This is a genomic window from Intestinimonas sp., from assembly GCF_026169115.1.
Lineage (GTDB): Bacteria > Bacillota > Clostridia > Oscillospirales > Oscillospiraceae > Intestinimonas.
This window is the reverse complement of sequence record NZ_JAPFEA010000029.1, coordinates 30,800-46,292: the sequence shown is the minus strand read 5'-3', so window position 1 is coordinate 46,292 and position 15,493 is coordinate 30,800. Positions and strand designations below refer to the sequence as shown.

General features: G+C 64.7%; 14 protein-coding genes, 1 pseudogene and 1 riboswitch. Of the genes and pseudogenes, 4 read left to right on the top strand and 11 right to left on the bottom strand.

The window, feature by feature from the left end:
* A pseudogene (locus Q0Y09_RS02895) lies at positions 1-193 on the bottom strand (Na+/H+ antiporter NhaC family protein); the annotation flags it as partial.
* 215 nt (positions 194-408) lie between these two features.
* The gene (gluQRS, locus tag Q0Y09_RS02890; RefSeq protein ID WP_297717322.1) at positions 409-1,335 is read right to left on the bottom strand and encodes a tRNA glutamyl-Q(34) synthetase GluQRS; all 927 of its coding nucleotides are present in this window, start codon (positions 1,333-1,335) and stop codon (positions 409-411) included.
* A gap of 168 nt (positions 1,336-1,503) precedes the next feature.
* Here gluQRS and Q0Y09_RS02885 point away from each other — a divergent pair, with 168 nt between their 5' ends.
* Both Q0Y09_RS02885 and Q0Y09_RS02880 read left to right on the top strand, forming a co-directional pair.
* Positions 1,504-1,800: a hypothetical protein gene (locus Q0Y09_RS02885; RefSeq protein ID WP_297717319.1), complete on the top strand. Its 297-nt coding sequence runs from the start codon at positions 1,504-1,506 to the stop codon at positions 1,798-1,800.
* A gap of 2 nt (positions 1,801-1,802) precedes the next feature.
* Positions 1,803-1,994, top strand: a complete 192-nt coding sequence (locus tag Q0Y09_RS02880) for a helix-turn-helix transcriptional regulator (RefSeq protein WP_297717313.1) — start codon at positions 1,803-1,805, stop codon at positions 1,992-1,994.
* 47 nt (positions 1,995-2,041) lie between these two features.
* On the opposite strand, the gene lpdA is transcribed toward Q0Y09_RS02880, so the two are convergent.
* From lpdA to gcvT, 5 genes are read right to left on the bottom strand one after another with little or no spacing between them, the layout of a single operon-like run.
* Positions 2,042-3,424 (bottom strand): dihydrolipoyl dehydrogenase, encoded by a 1,383-nt coding sequence (gene lpdA / locus Q0Y09_RS02875; RefSeq protein WP_297717310.1) that lies wholly within the window; start codon positions 3,422-3,424, stop codon positions 2,042-2,044.
* Positions 3,421-4,869: an aminomethyl-transferring glycine dehydrogenase subunit GcvPB gene (gene gcvPB / locus Q0Y09_RS02870; RefSeq protein ID WP_297717307.1), complete on the bottom strand. Its 1,449-nt coding sequence runs from the start codon at positions 4,867-4,869 to the stop codon at positions 3,421-3,423. Before gcvPB ends, lpdA begins: the two co-directional genes overlap by 4 nt.
* Positions 4,870-6,183 carry an aminomethyl-transferring glycine dehydrogenase subunit GcvPA gene (gcvPA, locus tag Q0Y09_RS02865; RefSeq protein WP_297717304.1) on the bottom strand — a complete coding sequence of 438 codons (1,314 nt, stop codon included), beginning with the start codon at positions 6,181-6,183 and terminating at the stop codon, positions 4,870-4,872.
* Positions 6,184-6,220: 37 nt separating this feature from the next.
* Positions 6,221-6,601 (bottom strand): glycine cleavage system protein GcvH, encoded by a 381-nt coding sequence (gcvH, locus tag Q0Y09_RS02860; RefSeq protein ID WP_297717301.1) that lies wholly within the window; start codon positions 6,599-6,601, stop codon positions 6,221-6,223.
* A gap of 45 nt (positions 6,602-6,646) precedes the next feature.
* Complete coding sequence (gene gcvT, locus Q0Y09_RS02855) at positions 6,647-7,729, bottom strand: glycine cleavage system aminomethyltransferase GcvT (RefSeq protein WP_297717298.1); 1,083 nt, start codon at positions 7,727-7,729, stop codon at positions 6,647-6,649.
* Positions 7,730-7,894: 165 nt separating this feature from the next.
* Positions 7,895-7,976: riboswitch (glycine riboswitch) on the bottom strand.
* Between the two features lie 267 nt (positions 7,977-8,243).
* On the opposite strand from gcvT, the gene Q0Y09_RS02850 reads away from it, so the two are divergent.
* Positions 8,244-9,551: a cation:proton antiporter gene (locus tag Q0Y09_RS02850; RefSeq protein ID WP_297717295.1), complete on the top strand. Its 1,308-nt coding sequence runs from the start codon at positions 8,244-8,246 to the stop codon at positions 9,549-9,551.
* A gap of 80 nt (positions 9,552-9,631) precedes the next feature.
* Here the strand turns inward: Q0Y09_RS02850 and Q0Y09_RS02845 are convergent, their stop codons facing one another.
* On the bottom strand, positions 9,632-10,252 hold the full coding sequence (locus Q0Y09_RS02845) for a thiamine diphosphokinase (protein WP_297717292.1): 621 nt from the start codon (positions 10,250-10,252) through the stop codon (positions 9,632-9,634).
* Between the two features lie 144 nt (positions 10,253-10,396).
* Between Q0Y09_RS02845 and Q0Y09_RS02840 the strand changes: the two genes are divergently transcribed.
* Complete coding sequence (locus Q0Y09_RS02840) at positions 10,397-10,897, top strand: pyridoxamine 5'-phosphate oxidase family protein (RefSeq protein ID WP_297717289.1); 501 nt, start codon at positions 10,397-10,399, stop codon at positions 10,895-10,897.
* Positions 10,898-10,944: 47 nt separating this feature from the next.
* Here the strand turns inward: Q0Y09_RS02840 and Q0Y09_RS02835 are convergent, their stop codons facing one another.
* The 3 genes from Q0Y09_RS02835 to Q0Y09_RS02825 all read right to left on the bottom strand — a co-directional run bounded on the left by Q0Y09_RS02835 (position 10,945) and on the right by Q0Y09_RS02825 (position 15,477).
* A complete protein-coding gene (locus Q0Y09_RS02835; RefSeq protein ID WP_297717285.1) occupies positions 10,945-11,109 on the bottom strand; it encodes a FeoB-associated Cys-rich membrane protein in 165 nt (54 codons plus the stop codon).
* 12 nt (positions 11,110-11,121) lie between these two features.
* A complete protein-coding gene (gene feoB / locus Q0Y09_RS02830) occupies positions 11,122-13,566 on the bottom strand; it encodes a ferrous iron transport protein B (RefSeq protein ID WP_297717282.1) in 2,445 nt (814 codons plus the stop codon).
* Between the two features lie 243 nt (positions 13,567-13,809).
* Positions 13,810-15,477, bottom strand: coding sequence for a formate--tetrahydrofolate ligase (locus Q0Y09_RS02825; RefSeq protein WP_297717280.1), 1,668 nt, complete (start codon positions 15,475-15,477; stop codon positions 13,810-13,812).
* Positions 15,478-15,493 lie beyond the last annotated feature (16 nt).

Below are 15,493 nucleotides of genomic sequence, written 5' to 3'. Positions count from 1 at the left end.
GGGATGTATACACTTCCTTGGTGATGAGGGCCAGCACAATGGCCAGCACAGGGGGCAGAAGAGCCAGGGGCTGCGCGAAGAAATTGCTCACATACTCGGCTTCGCCCTCGGCGAAAGCGGTGGTCATCAGTAATCCGGTGATCGCTGCCAGGACAAGCATAAAGGGGACAATACGTCTCTTTGTCACTTGCATGGTTACCCTCCCTTTCAAATGGCGCGGTGGTGAGATATGCTGTGCAGTGGACAGGAGCAATGCTGTTTCCAAACCGATCGCGTGTGCTGTGCTTTGTAAATCCTTGTGCAAAACCAAACCAATTCCCACTTGCTACCCTACCAGCTTTTGTGCGCAATTACAAGGGATACTGTGTCAAATTTCGGTATAACTTTTGTAAAATCTATGTAAAGTTTTCAAATAAGTTTTGATATATCTACTTTTATGTCATCTTTTTTCACTTTTTTGATGAAATCCGCCTCTATCCCCTGCTCCACAGCGTCCAGGCCCGCCAGCCCCCGCAGCAGCGCCCGGAGCGATGCGGGCGTGTGTCTGGTCCGAAGGACGCCCATATCCAAATCGCGCTCCCGCTTGGAGAGTCGCCGGCCATCCTCCGCCATCAGCAAAGGCACATGGGCATAGACCGGCGGGCGATGGCCCAGCTGCTCCATCAGCCAGATCTGCCGGGCGGCGGAGTCCAGCAGGTCCCGGCCCCGTACCACCCGTGTCACACCCATCAGGGCATCGTCCACCGTCACCGCCAGCTGATAGCCGTACACCCCGTCGGCCCGGCGGAGGATGAAGTCGCCGCAGTCCCAGGCCAGGTCGAAGGTCTGCTCCCCCTGGATGAGATCCCGGAAGCGGACGGTCTCGTGGGGCAGGGCTGCCTTCCAGGCCGGCGCCTTCACCATGGCCCTGGCCTCCCGCTCTGCCCGTGAGAGGTCCCGGCATGGGCAGCGTCCCAGGTCCCGCACCTCCCCCGGATGGGGGGCCGAGGCCGCCAGCCGCTGGGCCCGGCTGCACCAGCAGGGGTAGACCGCCTCCCTGGCCCGGAGGACCGCAAAGGCGGCGTCATAGAGGTGGGTACGCTCCCGCTGGCAGTAGGGCCCATCCGGCCCTCCGACCCCATAGCCCTCGTCCCAGTCCAGCCCCAGCCAGCCCAGGTCCTCCACGATCTGCTCCGTCCACGGCTGCCCGGTGCGGTCCGGGTCCAGATCCTCCATCCGCAGGACCACACGTCCCCCCACCGACCGGGCATCCAGCCAGGCCAGATAGAAGGAAAACAGATTTCCCAGGTGCATCCGCCCGCTGGGACTGGGGGCAAACCGTCCCTTTTCCGCCATATGCGCCACACTCCTCACAGTTCCGTTTGTTCCCACTGAGTGTACCACGCTCCCGGCCATTTGCAAATAGTGTAAAAAACTCTTGACACATTTCTCCCGGTCTGCTATGCTCAACATGTCAAAAGAATTTGACATACTGCCATCTATATTTGGAAGGGAGGCTCCGTTATGCATCTGCTCCATCCTATCGGCCATGGGCTGTTCCTGCTGCTTCTGCTCGGCATCGCCGCCCTGGACATCGCCCTGGTGGTCTCACTCATCCGTCCGGGAGATGAGCGGCGGCAGCTCATCGTCTGGAAGGCCAGCGCCTCCACCCTGGCCGGTGTCGCCGGCTATCTGATCCTCCGGGTGGCCCTCAATTTCCTGCGCGGCTACCAGAGCATCAACCCCTTTACCCTGCTGGCCGTCCTCGCCACCCTCTACTTCGTCTTCCTGCTCTACCACCGCGCCAGGCTGGGGGGCTGAGCATGGAAAATCGGATCAAGGCCCTGCGGGAGGGGCTCGCCCTCTCCCAGGGCGAGCTGGCCAGGACCTGCGGCGTCTCCCGCCAGACCATCAACGCCATCGAGAACAATAAGTACGACCCCACCCTGGCCCTGGCCTTCCGGCTGGCCCAGGTCCTGGGGACCACGGTGGACCAGCTGTTTACCCCAAACTGACAGAAAAAGGGCCGTTCGGCATGCCGAACGGCCCTTTTTGTCCATTTCTATCGGTTGAGCTGGTGGATGCTCAGGCCCAGGCCGGCCTCCGCCGCCTCGCCGACAGCCTCAGCGAAGGTTGGGTGGGCCCGGATCACCCTGGCCATATCCTCCAGATTCTCCCCCCTGGAGATGGCGGAGGCAAAGGCCCCCACCAGGTCGGTGGCCCGTTCGCACAGGAGCTGTGCCCCCAGCACCATGCCGGTCTCCCCGTGGTAAACCACCTTGATAAAGCCCCGGCCCGCGTCGGCGATGACGCTGCGGCTGTTGCTCCCGGTCAGGTATTTGGCCGTTTTGACAGGGATGCCCGCCTCCTTACACTGGGCTTCGGTGCGGCCCACGGCGGCCATCTCCGGGCGGACATAGACGCAGGAGGGCACCACGGAGAGGTCCATGGGCGGCTCCTTCCCCGCCAGCATGCTCACGGCGTTGATCCCCTGGGCAGCGGCGACATGGGCCAGCTGGATGCCGCCCTTCACCACGTCGCCGATGGCATAGATGCCGGGGACGCAGGTCTGGAATCGGTCATCCACGGGGATAGCCCCCCGGTCCAGGCCCAGGTCCACCTCCGGGGCACACAGCCCTTCGGTGTTGGCCCGGCGTCCGGCGGCCACCAGCAGGGCGTCGGCTGTGATACATTCGGTCTTCTCCTTCACAGTATAGGTGCAGACCAGGCCGTCGGGGCCCCGCTCCACCCGCTCCAGGCGGGCGCCGGTACACAGCTTCACGCCCCGCTTCTTCATGAGCATGCTCAGACTTTGAGAGAGCTCCCGGTCCAGGGTGGGGAGCACCCGGTCCATGGCCTCCAGCACGGTGACCTCCGCCCCCAAGGTCCGGTAGAGCCCGGCAAATTCCATACCGATGACCCCGCCGCCGAGGATGGCAAGTTTGGGATAGAATCGAGCTCCGGTGAGGAGGTCGTCGCTGGTGAGGACCCCGGGCCCGTCCAGCCCGGGCACCGGGGGCAGGGCGGGACGGGCCCCCACGGCGACGAGGATGTGGGTCCCCTCCAGCACCTCTTCCCCCACCCGGACCCGTCCGGGGCCCAGGATACAGGCGGTACCGGTGATGCGCTCCACCTTGTTGCCCTTCAAAAGGCGCTCCACGCCGTCCCGGAGCTGGCCCACCACCTGGTCCCGGCGCTCGCACATAGCCGGGTAGTCAAAGGAGACCCCCTCCGTCCGCAGGCCGAAGGTGTCGCAGGTCAGCAGCTCCTCATACCGCTCGGCAGCATGGATGAGGGCTTTGGTGGGGATGCACCCCCGGTTGAGGCAGGTGCCGCCCATGGCGTCCCGCTCCACCAGAGCGGTGTGCAGCCCCAGCTGGGCGGCCCGGATGGCGGCGGTATAGCCGCCGGGGCCGCCGCCGATGACGATGAGGTCCCAGCTCATGCCTCGCCCTCCGGCGGCCTGTACCGCAGCACCGGGTGACGGGCGGCCTTGACCTCGTCGGGTCGTCCGATGGGCGTGGTGTGGGGGGCGGTGTGGAGGGCCTCCGGGTCGGCGTCAGCCTGAGCACGGATGCTTCTGAGCACCGCCGCCGCCTCGTCCAGGGTCTCCCGGGACTCGGTCTCGGTGGGCTCAAACATGAGGGCCTCCTCCACAATGAGGGGGAAATACATGGTGGGCGGGTGGATGCCGTGGTCGATGAGGGCCTTGGCCACGTCCATGGCGGAGACTCCGGTCTCCTTTTTGAGGTCACGGAGGGTAAGCACGAACTCGTGCATGCAGGGGCCGTCGCCGTAGGCGATGTCATAGGTCCCCCGCAGCTGCTCCCGCAGGTAGTTGGCGTTGAGCACCGCCCCCTTGGCGGCCTCGGGGATGCCCTGGGCCCCCAGGGTGAGGATATAGCTGAGGGCCTTCACCACTACGGTGAAGTTGCCGTAAAAGCCCTTGACGCTGCCGATGCTCTTGGCCGGATGCTGGAATTCCAGGCCGTCGGCCCCCTCCTCCACATGGAACAGGGGCAGGAAGTCCCGCAAAAAACTCTTACAGCCCACAGGGCCGGAGCCGGGCCCGCCGCCGCCGTGGGGGGTGGAGAAGGTCTTGTGGAGGTTCAAATGGACCAGATCGAAGCCCATATCTCCGGGCCGGACCACGCCCATGACGGCGTTGAGGTTGGCCCCGTCATAGTAGCACAGTCCGCCGGCGTCGTGGACGATCTGGGTGATCTCCAGAATATTGGGGTCAAAGAGCCCCAGGGTGTTGGGATTGGTGAGCATGAGGGCGGCGGTGTCGGGACCGGCTGCCGCCCGCAGAGCCTCCAGGTCCACGCCTCCCTCCGGGTTGGAGGGCACGTTGACCACGGTGAAGCCGCACATGGCGGCGGAGGCCGGGTTGGTGCCGTGGGCGGAGTCCGGGACCAGGATCTTGGTCCGGGCGGTGTCCCCCCGGTCCAGATGGTATTTCTTCACCATCAGCAGGGCGGTGAACTCCCCGTGGGCCCCGGCGGCGGGCTGGAAGGTCATGGCCTCCATGCCGGTGATCTCGCACAGCAGCTCCTCGGCCAGATAGAGGACCTCCAGACAGCCCTGGGCGGTGTCGGCGCTCTGGGTGGGATGGACCCCGGTGAAGCCGGGCAGGGCGGCGAGCTCCTCGTTGAGCCGGGGGTTGTACTTCATGGTGCAGGAGCCCAGGGGATAGAAGCCATTGTTCACCCCGTGGGCCCGGCGCTCCAGGGCAGAGTAGTGCCGGGCCAGATCCACCTCGGAGAGATCAGGCAGCTCCAGAGGGCTCTCCCGTTTTGTGCCCTCCATCAGGTGGGCGGGGGGCACGTCCAGGGGGGGCAGCAGGTCGCAGCGGCGGCCCTTGCGGCTTTTTTCAAACAGCAGTTCCACTCATACCACCTCCCGAATGGCCTGTTCCAGGGCGTCGATCTCGTTCCTGGCGTTCATCTCCGTAGCGCACCACAGCAGGTTGCCGTCCTCCAGGGGGAGGGGGCCCAGGATGCCCCAGCAGGCCAGACCATCGAGCAGCTTTTCCGGCTTGCAGGGGCAGGTGGTGACGAACTCATGGAAGTAGGGGCCGGGATAGACCATGTCAAAGCCGGGTACTGCGCACACCCGCTCGGCGGTATACCGGGCGTGGGCCATGCAGCTCTCGGCGGCCTGCCGCAGGCCGTCGGGCCCCATGGCGGCCAGGTAGACGGCAGCCGTCATGGCGCAGAGGGCCTGGTTAGAGCAGACGTTGGAGGACGCCTTCTCCCGGCGGATGTGCTGCTCCCGGGCCTGGAGGGTGAGCACATAGGCCCGCCGTCCGTCGTGGTCGGTGGTCTCGCCCACGATGCGGCCGGGCAGCTTCCGGGTGAGGGCAGCAGTGGCCGCCATGAAGCCCAGATAGGGTCCGCCGAAGCTCAGGGGCATGCCCAGGGGCTGCCCCTCGCCCACGGCGATGTCGGCGCCGCACTCCCCCGGGGTCTTGAGCACGGCCATGGCGATGGGGTTGACCCCCATGATGAACTTGGCCCCGGCGGCGTGGGCGGCCTCTCCCAGGGCCTGGGCCGACTCGATGCGGCCATAGTAGTTGGGCTGCTGGAGATAGAAGCAGGCCACCGTGTCGTCCAGGAGGTCGGCGAGGGCCTGGGCGTCGGTGAAGCCATTTTTCATGGGGACGGTCTTCACCTCCATGCCGCTGCCGAAGCAATAGGTCTCCACCGTCCGGCGGACCATGGGATGGGCGGCAGCCGAAATGAGGACGGTGCTCCGCTTCCGGTCCCGGCACATGGCCACGGCCTCGGCGGCGGCGGAGGGGCCGTCATAGACAGAGGCGTTGGCGGCGTCCATGCCGGTGAGAGCGCAGATCATGGTCTGGTATTCAAAAATGGACTGAAGCACCCCCTGAGAGAGTTCGGCCTGATAGGGGGTGTAGGAGGTGACAAAGGTCTCCTTGCTGGTCACGCTTTTGACGATGGCGGGGATATAGTGCTTGTAGGCCCCCGCCCCCCGGAAGACCGAGGGGAAGACCATATTTTTGGCGGCGATGCCCTCCAGGGTCCGCCGGACCTCCAGCTCGCTCCCGCCCTCGGGCAGGTCCAGCTGCTCCACGCGCATCTCCGCCGGCACCTGGGCGTAGAGATCATCCATGCTGCGGCAGCCGACGGCCTCCAGCATGGCCTGTCGCTCCGCCTGGGTGGATGGCTGATAGCTTCCCATATCCTTGGATCAGCTCCTTTCCGTATGTTGGACGGGCTCAGCCCTCCTGGGCGCAGTGGGCCTCGTAGGCGGCGGCGTCCAGCAGCTCCTCCCGGTCGGTGATATCCTCCACCTCCACCAGCCAGGCGCCGTAGGGGTCGGCATTGATGGCCTCGGGGGCATCCAGCAGATCCTCATTGACCGCCTTCACGGTGCCGCTCACCGGGCTGTATACGTCGGAGACGGCCTTCACCGACTCCACGTCGCCCAATGCCTCGCCGCAGGTGAGGGCGTCCCCCACCTGGGGCAGATTGACGAAGACCAGGTCGCCCAGGGCGTCCTGGGCGTGGTCGGTGAGGCCCACCTTGGCGCTTCCGTCCGCGGCAAAAAGGACCCACTCGTGGGATTTGGTGTAGCTGAGATGCTCAGGGGTATTCATCATAAATTCCTCCTAATATAAAATAACGATGGCTGATCTTCCGGTTCAGCGTTTGTAGAAGGGCAGGGGGACCACCTTGCAGGCCACCCGGCGGCCCCGGACGTCCACCTCCACCTGCTTGCCCTCAACGGCGTCCTCCGGGGAGAGATAGGCCATGGCGATGGCCTTCCCCAGGAAGGGGGCGTGGGTACCGGAGGTAGTCTGTCCCGCTAGCCGGTCCCCAATATAGATGTCCTGGTGCTCCCGGACGATCCCCCGACCGGTGACCTCCAGGCCCACACGGACCTTGGTCAGGGGCAGTCGGCTCTCCAGGCCGGCCTTGCCGATGAAATCCTCCTTGCCCAGCTTGATGGCAAAGTCCAGCCCCGCCTCCAGGGGGCCGATGTCGTCGGTGAGCTCATGGCCGTAGAGGGGCATGGCGGCCTCCAGACGCAGGGTATCCCGGGCCCCCAGGCCGCAGGGGATGAGGCCCGCTTCCTTCCCCGTCTCCAGCAGCAGGTCCCACAGGGCGGGGCCCTCCCCGGCGGCGCAGTAGAGCTCGTAGCCAAATTCCCCGGTGTAGCCGGTCCGGGAGACGAGGCAGCGGATGCCCCCCACCATGACCGCGGGGACAAAGCTGTAATACTTCTTGGGCAGGTCCTCCTCTCCCACCAGCTTCAGCAGGATCTCCTTGGATTTTGGTCCCTGGAGGGCCACCTGGGCCACGGTCTCCGAGATGTCTTTCATCCTGCAAGCTCCGGTCAGGTGCTCCGCCATCCAGGCGGCGTCCTTATCCTTGTTGGCGGCGTTGACCACCACCAGATAGGTCTCCTCCCGGACCTTGTAGACGATGAGGTCATCCACGCAGCCCCCGGCGTCGTTGCACATGGGGGAGTAGCGGACCTGACCGTCGGCCATGCCGGTGAAGTCGTTGGTGAGCATATGGTTGAGGTTTTGGAGGGCGTCCGGGCCGGTAAAGACCAGCTCTCCCATGTGGGAGACGTCGAAGAGCCCGGCGGCGGTGCGGACGGCCATGTGCTCGGCGATGACGCCGGTGGGATACTGGACCGGCAGCAGATAGCCCGCAAAGGGGACGATCTTGCCGCCCAGCGCCTCATGGCGGTCGTAAAGCGGCGTCTTTTTTTCCATTGGCGATCCCTTCTTTCTGAAAATTGGTAGGACAAAAAACAGGAAACGGAGGCGCGCCAAACAAAGGCACGCCTCCGTCTTCTCACCTGAAAGATTCTCCGCCCCGTCGGGGCAGATTGCTTCTTCGGTCCGCCGGGGCCTGGGCCCCTTTGGTCTTCGGAGTCTCGTCCGGCATCGGTACTTTTGCCTGAGAGTTCTTGCCGCTCCCCTTCGGCGCCGCCGAAGCGGTCTCTCCCGATGCCATCATCCGAACCATATTCCTAACATCCTCAGTATACTGGATGTCTCTCCCCATTGCAAGCAGAAATTGTCCGACCTTGGCTGGTTGTCCACAATCTGCTCGTGAACAAGCCCTTCCATTTGTTCGTTCCAACAATGTTTCCGGCTACGTCCCGTCCGACCCTTGATTTTTTCCGACAGACAGGTGTAGAATTACCTCCGTTCTCCGAAGGTGCTCTGTACAAGCAGCGCCCTGCGGAGAATCTATTTTTTAGAGAAAGTGGAGCGGTGTATCATGGAATCCTATGATTTTATTCTGAGTGTAGCCATCATCCTGGCGGCCACCAAGCTGCTGGGTATGGCCACCAAGCGCATCGCCATGCCCCAGGTGGTGGGGGCGCTGCTGGCCGGCCTGATCCTGGGTCCGGCCTGTCTGGGGCTTTTGCGGGAGACCGAGTTTCTCAATGAACTCTCCGAGCTGGGGGTCATCGTGCTCATGTTCACCGCCGGTCTGGAGACCGACGTGAAGGAGCTGAAAAAATCCGGCGGGCCCGCCTTTCTCATCGCCCTCATCGGCGTGCTGGTCCCTCTGGCCGGTGGCACGGCCCTGGCCGCCCTCTTCCACCCCGGCAAGGAATTTCTGCTCCAGCATCTCTTCATCGGCGTCATCCTCACCGCCACCTCGGTGAGCATCACTGTGGAGACTCTGCGGGAGATGGGCCGGCTGTCCACTCGCTCGGGCAACGCCATCCTGGGCGCCGCCCTCATCGACGACGTACTGGGCATCGTGGGCCTCACCCTCATCACCAGCATGGCCGATCCCACCGTGAGTATCTTCACCGTACTACTGAAGATCGCCGCCTTCTTCGTGCTGGCCCTGGTGGGCGGGATGGCGGCCCACAGGCTGGTGGACCGGCTCACCGGCGGCCCTGGTCGGGACCGCCGCCGCTATGCCGTCCTCTCCCTGGCCTTCTGCATGCTCTGCGCCTATATTGCAGAGGTGTGGTTCGGCGTGGCCGACATCACCGGCGCCTATGTGGCCGGCGTCATCATCTCCAACACCAACCGCACCACTTATATTGCCTCCAAGTGCGAAGGGCTCTCCGACATGCTCCTCTCCCCCTGCTTCTTTGCCAGTATCGGCGCCAAGGTGGTACTGCCCCACATGACCCTTTCCATCGTCCTCTTCTCCGTTCTTCTGATGGTATGGGCCATCGTCTCCAAAATCGTGGGCTGCGGCCTGGGCGCCAAGCTGTGCCGCTACACCAACCGGGAGTGCGTCCAGATCGGTGTGGGTATGATCTCCAGAGGCGAGGTGGCCCTCATCGTGGCCAACAAGGGCATCGCCACCGGCCTGATGACCGCCACATACTTCGGTCCAGTGGTCATCATGGTGGCCGCCACCACCATCGTCACCCCCATCCTCCTCAAATTGGTCTACAAAGGCCGCAAGGACTACGGCGACCTGCTCCAGACTGATCTGGTCGATCACATGGAGGACGTCAAGGACCTGGAGGATGCCGCCCAGTCCGTCCTGGACATCCACACCAATATGCTCCGGGAGGGCGAGACACACCGTGAAAGCTCATCCCGTGACTGCTGACCAGTTCTATTCCGCCGCAAACCCATACCTCTGCCAACAAACAGGGCGGGTGGGACCATCCGGTCCCGCCCGCCCTGTTCTCAGTCGTACCACACTAGAAGCAACGTCCCCTTCCGGACCGCCGCCCGGCTCTCCGCGCCGGTGAACTCATTGCTCACACCCAGTGGAAAATCACAGGTGAGGACGGCGTCCTTCAGGGGGTACTTGAGACCCTCCAGGGTCACCCCTTCCGCCCGGTCCCCCTGGCAGAAGACAGAGAGGAAGCCCCTGTGGCGGTTGGAAAAGGTCATCTCGCCGTCGGTGATGGCCGCGGCGGTCCAGTTCTCCCCCACCAGGAAGCCCCGCCCGCCCCGTCTGGAGATCCAGACCAGCCCTTGCAGGTTGGCCAGAGTGTGGTCCACCCGGCCCCCGGTGCCACCGTAGAGCCGGTAGGTCCGGTAGCCCCGTTCCCAGCCCAGCCGGATGGCGGCCATCATGTCGGTGTCGTCCTTTTCCACCGGCAGGTCCACCACATTGGGGTGGTCGGGCCGGAAGCCCATGGAGTCAAAGTCCCCCACCACCAGGTCCATGGCCGTCCCCCGGTCCGACAGAGTCCCGAAGCCCCCGTCGGCGGCGATGACCAGATCCCCTTCCCCCGGCGTGAAGCTCCGGTCATAGAATTCCCCCGCACCCACGATATAGCATGTCCCGTTCTGGCTCATCAACGCACTCCCGCCTTTCTTCTGATGCCTTATCATACCCCACCGGGCCGGTCCTGTCCAGTGCCGGCCCTCCCACCTTGCAAAATTTCCTCCGCCGTGGTATAACTGGTCCACAGAGTAAAGACAGAAAGGTGGTTTTTCCGCATGTTTCGTGCTATGAGACGAAAAAATCAGGTCCTCTCCCGGGAGGAGTGTCTGGCGGTGCTGGACCGCGGCACCTCCGGGGTGCTGGCTGTCCACGGCGACGACGGCTATCCCTACGCCGTCCCCCTGAGCTATTTCTATGAGGACGGGAGGCTCTGGTTCCACTGCGCCCGCTCCGGCCACAAGCTGGACGCCATCCGGAAGGACCCCAGGGTCTCCTTCTGCGTGGTGGACCGGGACCAGGTGGTCCCCCCAGAGTACACCACCTACTTCCGCAGTGTCATTCTCTTTGGAAAGGCCAGAATCCTGGAGGACCCGGCGGAGTTCCGGGAGGCCCTGGAAAAGCTGGCCCTGCGCTACGCCCCCGACGATCCCCCGGAGCACCGAGAGGAGATCATCCGCAGGGAGCTGCCCGGCGTGGCCATGGTGGAGGTGGCGGTGGAGCACCTCTCCGGCAAGGAGGCCATTGAGCTGGTCCGCAGCCGGCATGCGCTGGAGTGAGATACCAAACGAGGTCCCTGCCCGATATGGGCAGGGACCTCCTTTTCCTATTTCCGCTTTCCGCAGCTCTTTCCGCAGGCGGCGCAGTCGCCGCCGCAGCTCCCGCCGCCGCAGCCGCACTCGCCCCGGAGCTGCCGCCGGACGTGGCGGACCAGATAGACCACCGCCCACAGGATGAGCAGAGCCACGGCGGCGTAGATGACATACTTCATGGCGCGCTCCTTTCAGCCCACGATCAGGCTGCCGATCTGGTAGACCAGGAAGGACCCCAGGTAGGCCGCCCCGATCTGCCAGAGCACGGAGCGGAGGGTCCACTTGGCGGAGTTCATCTCCTTGTGGATGGTGGACACCGCCGCCACACAGGGGACGTAGAGCAGCACGAAGACCAGGAAGGCGTAGGCCGCCACCGGGGTCTGGAAGGTGCCGGAGAGGGCGGAGGCCACCACCGCGCCGCTGGCCCCCAGGGAGAAGCCGTAGAACATGCTCATGGAGGAGACCACCGCCTCCTTGGCGATGAGACCGGAGAGGAGGGCCACCGCCGCCTGCCAGGTGCCGAAGCCCAGGGGGCGGAGGACGGGGGCGATGAAGCCGCCCACCAGCCCCAGGAAGGAGTCCGAGGCGTCCTCCACCATGGCAAAGCCGGGGCCGAAGCTCTGGAGGAACCAGAGGACCACGCTCATGGCCAGGATGAGGGTGCCCGCCTTCACCAGGAAGCCCCGGACCTTCTCCCACACATGCATGGCGCAGTTTTGGAAGGTGGGCAGACGGTAGGGGGGCAGCTCCAGCAGGAAGGCGGCGGGCTCCCCCTGGAACATGGTCTTTTTGAGGATGACGCCGGAGACGATGGCGAACAGGATGCCGATGACATAGAGGGAGAAGACCACCAGACCGCTGTATCTGGGGAAGAAGGCGGCGGACATCAGGCCGTACACCGGCAGCCGGGCCGAGCAGGACATGAAGGGCACCAGCATGATGGTCATGCGCCGGTCCTTTTCATTCTCCATGGTCCGGGCCCCCATGACGGCGGGGACGGTGCAGCCGAAGCCCATGAGCATGGGGATGAAGGCTTTGCCCGAGAGGCCGAACCGCCGCAGCAGCCGGTCCATGATAAAGGCGGCCCGGGCCATGTAGCCCGAGTCCTCCAAAATGGAGAGGAACAGGAAGAGGAGGGCGATCTGAGGCAGGAAGGTGAGCACGCCTCCCACGCCGGAGATGACGCCGTCCACCAGCAGGGACTCCACCCAGGGGGCCACCTGGGCGGCTGTCAGGGCCGAGGCCACCCAGCCGGCGAAGACCTCCCCCACCAGATACTCCACCCCATCCGAGAGGAAGGAGCCCACGGGGCCGAAGGTGATGGCGAACATGGCCAGCATCATGAGGAGGAAGACGGGGATGGCCAGATATTTGTTGGTGACGATGGAATCGATCTTGTCGGAGAGGGTGAGGGCGTCGTGGGGCTGCCCCCGCACCACCGACGCCTCCACCACCCGCTGAATGAACTGGTACCGGCTGTCGGCGATGAGGGTCTCCCGGTCTCCCAGAGCATAGGCGCTCTCGTAGTCCCGGCAGATGGCGTCCAGCCACTTTTTCGTTTTTTCGTCCAGGCCCAGGGCCTCCTCTACCAGGGCGTCCCCCTCAATGAGCTTGATGGAGGACCAGTGGGCGGGCAGGCCCACCTCGTAGGCCCGGTCATGGATGAGCTCGCCCACCTGATGGTGGATGCGGTGGGTATAGTCGTCATAGAGGTCGTCGGGCTCCACCGTCACGCCGATGTGCATCTGCCGGTGGGCCACCCGGAGCATCTCCTCCACGTTTTCCCCAGAGCGGGCGGTAATGGGGATAACCGGCACCCCCAGCTCCCGGGAGAGCCGCTCCACGTCGATGCGGTCCCCGTGCTTTTCCACCTCGTCCATGAAATTGAGGGCCACCACCATGGGCCGCTCCAGCTCCAGAAGCTGGGCGGTGAGGTAGAGATTGCGCTCGATGTTGGTGGCGTCCACGATGTCGATGATGGCGTCGGGGTGTTCCCCCACGATGAAGTCCCGGGCCACGATCTCCTCCATGGAGTAGGGGGAGAGGGAGTAGATGCCCGGCAGGTCCACAATGGTCACCGGCTTGCCGTCCACTGAGGCCCTGCCCTCCTTCTTCTCCACCGTCACGCCGGGCCAGTTGCCCACATACTGGTTGGAACCCGTGAGGGCGTTGAAGAGGGTCGTCTTACCGCAGTTTGGGTTCCCCACCAGGGCCAGCTTCATCTCCCGGGTGTCATGGCTGGCGTAGTCGGGCACGCCGCCGTGGTGCTCCTTCTCATGGGCGTGGGCGGCCTCCATCTTCTTCCGTGTGGCCTCGTCCGGGGACTGCTGGGCGGCCTGCCGCCGCCGGTGGCGCTCCTGATGCCGGGCGTCGGTCTCCTCCCGGCTGGTGGTCACGGCGATCTGCGCCGCATCCTCCTTCCGTAGGGAGAGCTCATAGCCCCGGATATTCACCTCAATGGGGTCGCCGAAGGGGGCCACCTTCCGCACCGTTATCATGGTGCCGGGGGTGAGCCCCATATCCACAAGCCGGCGCTTCACGGGCCCCTTGTCGCTGCCCACCTTCAGGATCACGCCGCTCTGTCCCGGCTCCAGGTCCATCAGGGTCCCGCCCTTTTTCACTGTCTCTGCCGCCATCTGTCATTCCCTGCCTTTAGCACTCGCGCCGGTCCTTTGGCTGCGAATTAGCCGCATCAAACTCTTCGCTTTTTATAGTACTACGTCCCCCGGGGGATGGCAAGCCCAAATATTGCCCTCCAAACCGGTAGGTTTTGTATACTTGGCACAAGTCCCCTCCGCGTCGAAGGAGGATGTCCCTATCCCGGAACAAAAAACAAGCGTGGACGCATGGCGTCCACGCTTGTCATTGCTTTGTCAGACTCAGAACAGACCGGTGATGACGCCGTTTTCGTCCACGTCGATGTGCTCGGCGGCGGGGACCTTGGGCAGGCCGGGCATGGTCATGATGTCGCCGGTGAGGACCACCACGAAACCGGCGCCGGCGGAGACCTTCACCTTCTGGACCTTGATGCGGAAGCCGGTGGGGGCCCCCAGCTTTCCGGCGTCGTCGGACAGGGAGTACTGGGTCTTGGCCATGCATACCGGCAGGTTGCCGTAGCCCAGCTCGGTGAGGCGCTGGAGCTCCTTGGCGGCGGCAGGGGCGTAGTCCACCCCGTCGGCGCCGTAGACCTTCCGGGCCACCGCCTCGATCTTGTCCGTGAGGGGGGCCGCGCTCTCATAGGCGAAATGGAAGTCAGGCTTGGCCTCGTCGATGATGCGCAGGACCTCCCGGGCCAGCTCCTCGCCGCCTTCGCCGCCCTTGGCCCACACCTGGCTCAGGGCCACCCGGACGCCGTACTTCCCACAGGCGTCCCGGATCATGGCGATCTCGGCGTCGGTGTCGCTGTCAAACTGGTTGATGGCCACCACGGCGGGGAGGCCGTACACCTTGGTGATGTTCTCCACGTGCTTGAGGAGGTTGGGCAGGCCCTTTTCCAGGGCGGAGAGGTCCTCGCTGCCCAGGGCGGCCTTGGGGCAGCCGCCGTGGTGCTTGAGGGCCCGGACCGTGGCCACGATGACCACCGCGTCGGGGGTGAGCCCCGCCGCCCGGCACTTGATGTCCAGGAACTTCTCTGCCCCCAGGTCAGCGCCGAAGCCGGCCTCGGTGACCACATAGTCCCCCAGCTTCAGGGCGGTGTCGGTGGCCGCCACCGAGTTGCATCCGTGGGCGATGTTAGCAAAGGGGCCGCCGTGGATGAGGGCGGGGGTGTGCTCCAGGGTCTGGACCAGATTGGGCCGGATGGCGTCCTTGAGCAGGGCGGTCATGGCCCCCTGGGCCTTCAGGTCGGAGCAGTACACCGGCTCGCCGGAGCGGTTGTAGGCCACCACCATGCGGCCCAGCCGGGCCTTCAAATCCACGAGGTCGGAGGCCAGGCACAGCACCGCCATGATCTCGCTGGCCACGGTGATGTCGAAGCCGTCCTCTCTGGGGACGCCGTTGACCTTGCCGCCCAGGCCGCAGACGATGTTCCGCAGCTGCCGGTCGTTCATGTCCACGCACCGCCTCCAGGTGATGCGCCGGACGTCAATGTCCAGGGCGTTGCCCTGCTGGATGTGGTTGTCCAGCATGGCGGAAAGGAGGTTGTTGGCCGCGCCGATGGCGTGGAAGTCGCCGGTGAAGTGGAGGTTGATGTCCTCCATGGGCACGACCTGGGCGTACCCGCCGCCGGCGGCCCCGCCCTTCACACCGAAGACGGGGCCCAGGGAGGGCTCCCGCAGGGCCAGGACGGCATTTTTCCCCAGCCGGTGGAGGGCGTCGCCCAGGCCCACGCTGGTGGTGGTCTTGCCCTCCCCTGCCGGGGTGGGGTTGATGGCCGTCACCAGGATGAGCTTGCCCTTCCGGGGCGCGTCCCGCAGGGCCAGGGTGTCCACCTTGGCCTTATACTTCCCATAGTACTCCAGCTTGTCCTCATCCAGGCCCACCTGACGGGCGATCTGCCCGATGGGCAGCATCTCCGCCGCCTGGGCGATCTCAATGTCTGTTTTCATCCTTCCAAGCCCCTTT

Coding starts and splice junctions, on each gene's coding strand:
- lpdA (WP_297717310.1), bottom strand. CDS start 3,424: ATGAGCTGGGACCTCATCGTCATCGGCGGCGGCCCCGGCGGCTATACC.
- Q0Y09_RS02845 (WP_297717292.1), bottom strand. CDS start 10,252: ATGAGCCAGAACGGGACATGCTATATCGTGGGTGCGGGGGAATTCTAT.
- Q0Y09_RS02850 (WP_297717295.1), top strand. CDS start 8,244: ATGGAATCCTATGATTTTATTCTGAGTGTAGCCATCATCCTGGCGGCC.
- gcvT (WP_297717298.1), bottom strand. CDS start 7,729: ATGGAAAAAAAGACGCCGCTTTACGACCGCCATGAGGCGCTGGGCGGC.
- Q0Y09_RS02885 (WP_297717319.1), top strand. CDS start 1,504: ATGCATCTGCTCCATCCTATCGGCCATGGGCTGTTCCTGCTGCTTCTG.
- gcvH (WP_297717301.1), bottom strand. CDS start 6,601: ATGAATACCCCTGAGCATCTCAGCTACACCAAATCCCACGAGTGGGTC.
- Q0Y09_RS02835 (WP_297717285.1), bottom strand. CDS start 11,109: ATGAAGTATGTCATCTACGCCGCCGTGGCTCTGCTCATCCTGTGGGCG.
- gluQRS (WP_297717322.1), bottom strand. CDS start 1,335: ATGGCGGAAAAGGGACGGTTTGCCCCCAGTCCCAGCGGGCGGATGCAC.
- Q0Y09_RS02880 (WP_297717313.1), top strand. CDS start 1,803: ATGGAAAATCGGATCAAGGCCCTGCGGGAGGGGCTCGCCCTCTCCCAG.
- feoB (WP_297717282.1), bottom strand. CDS start 13,566: ATGGCGGCAGAGACAGTGAAAAAGGGCGGGACCCTGATGGACCTGGAG.
- Q0Y09_RS02840 (WP_297717289.1), top strand. CDS start 10,397: ATGTTTCGTGCTATGAGACGAAAAAATCAGGTCCTCTCCCGGGAGGAG.
- gcvPA (WP_297717304.1), bottom strand. CDS start 6,183: ATGGGAAGCTATCAGCCATCCACCCAGGCGGAGCGACAGGCCATGCTG.
- Q0Y09_RS02825 (WP_297717280.1), bottom strand. CDS start 15,477: ATGAAAACAGACATTGAGATCGCCCAGGCGGCGGAGATGCTGCCCATC.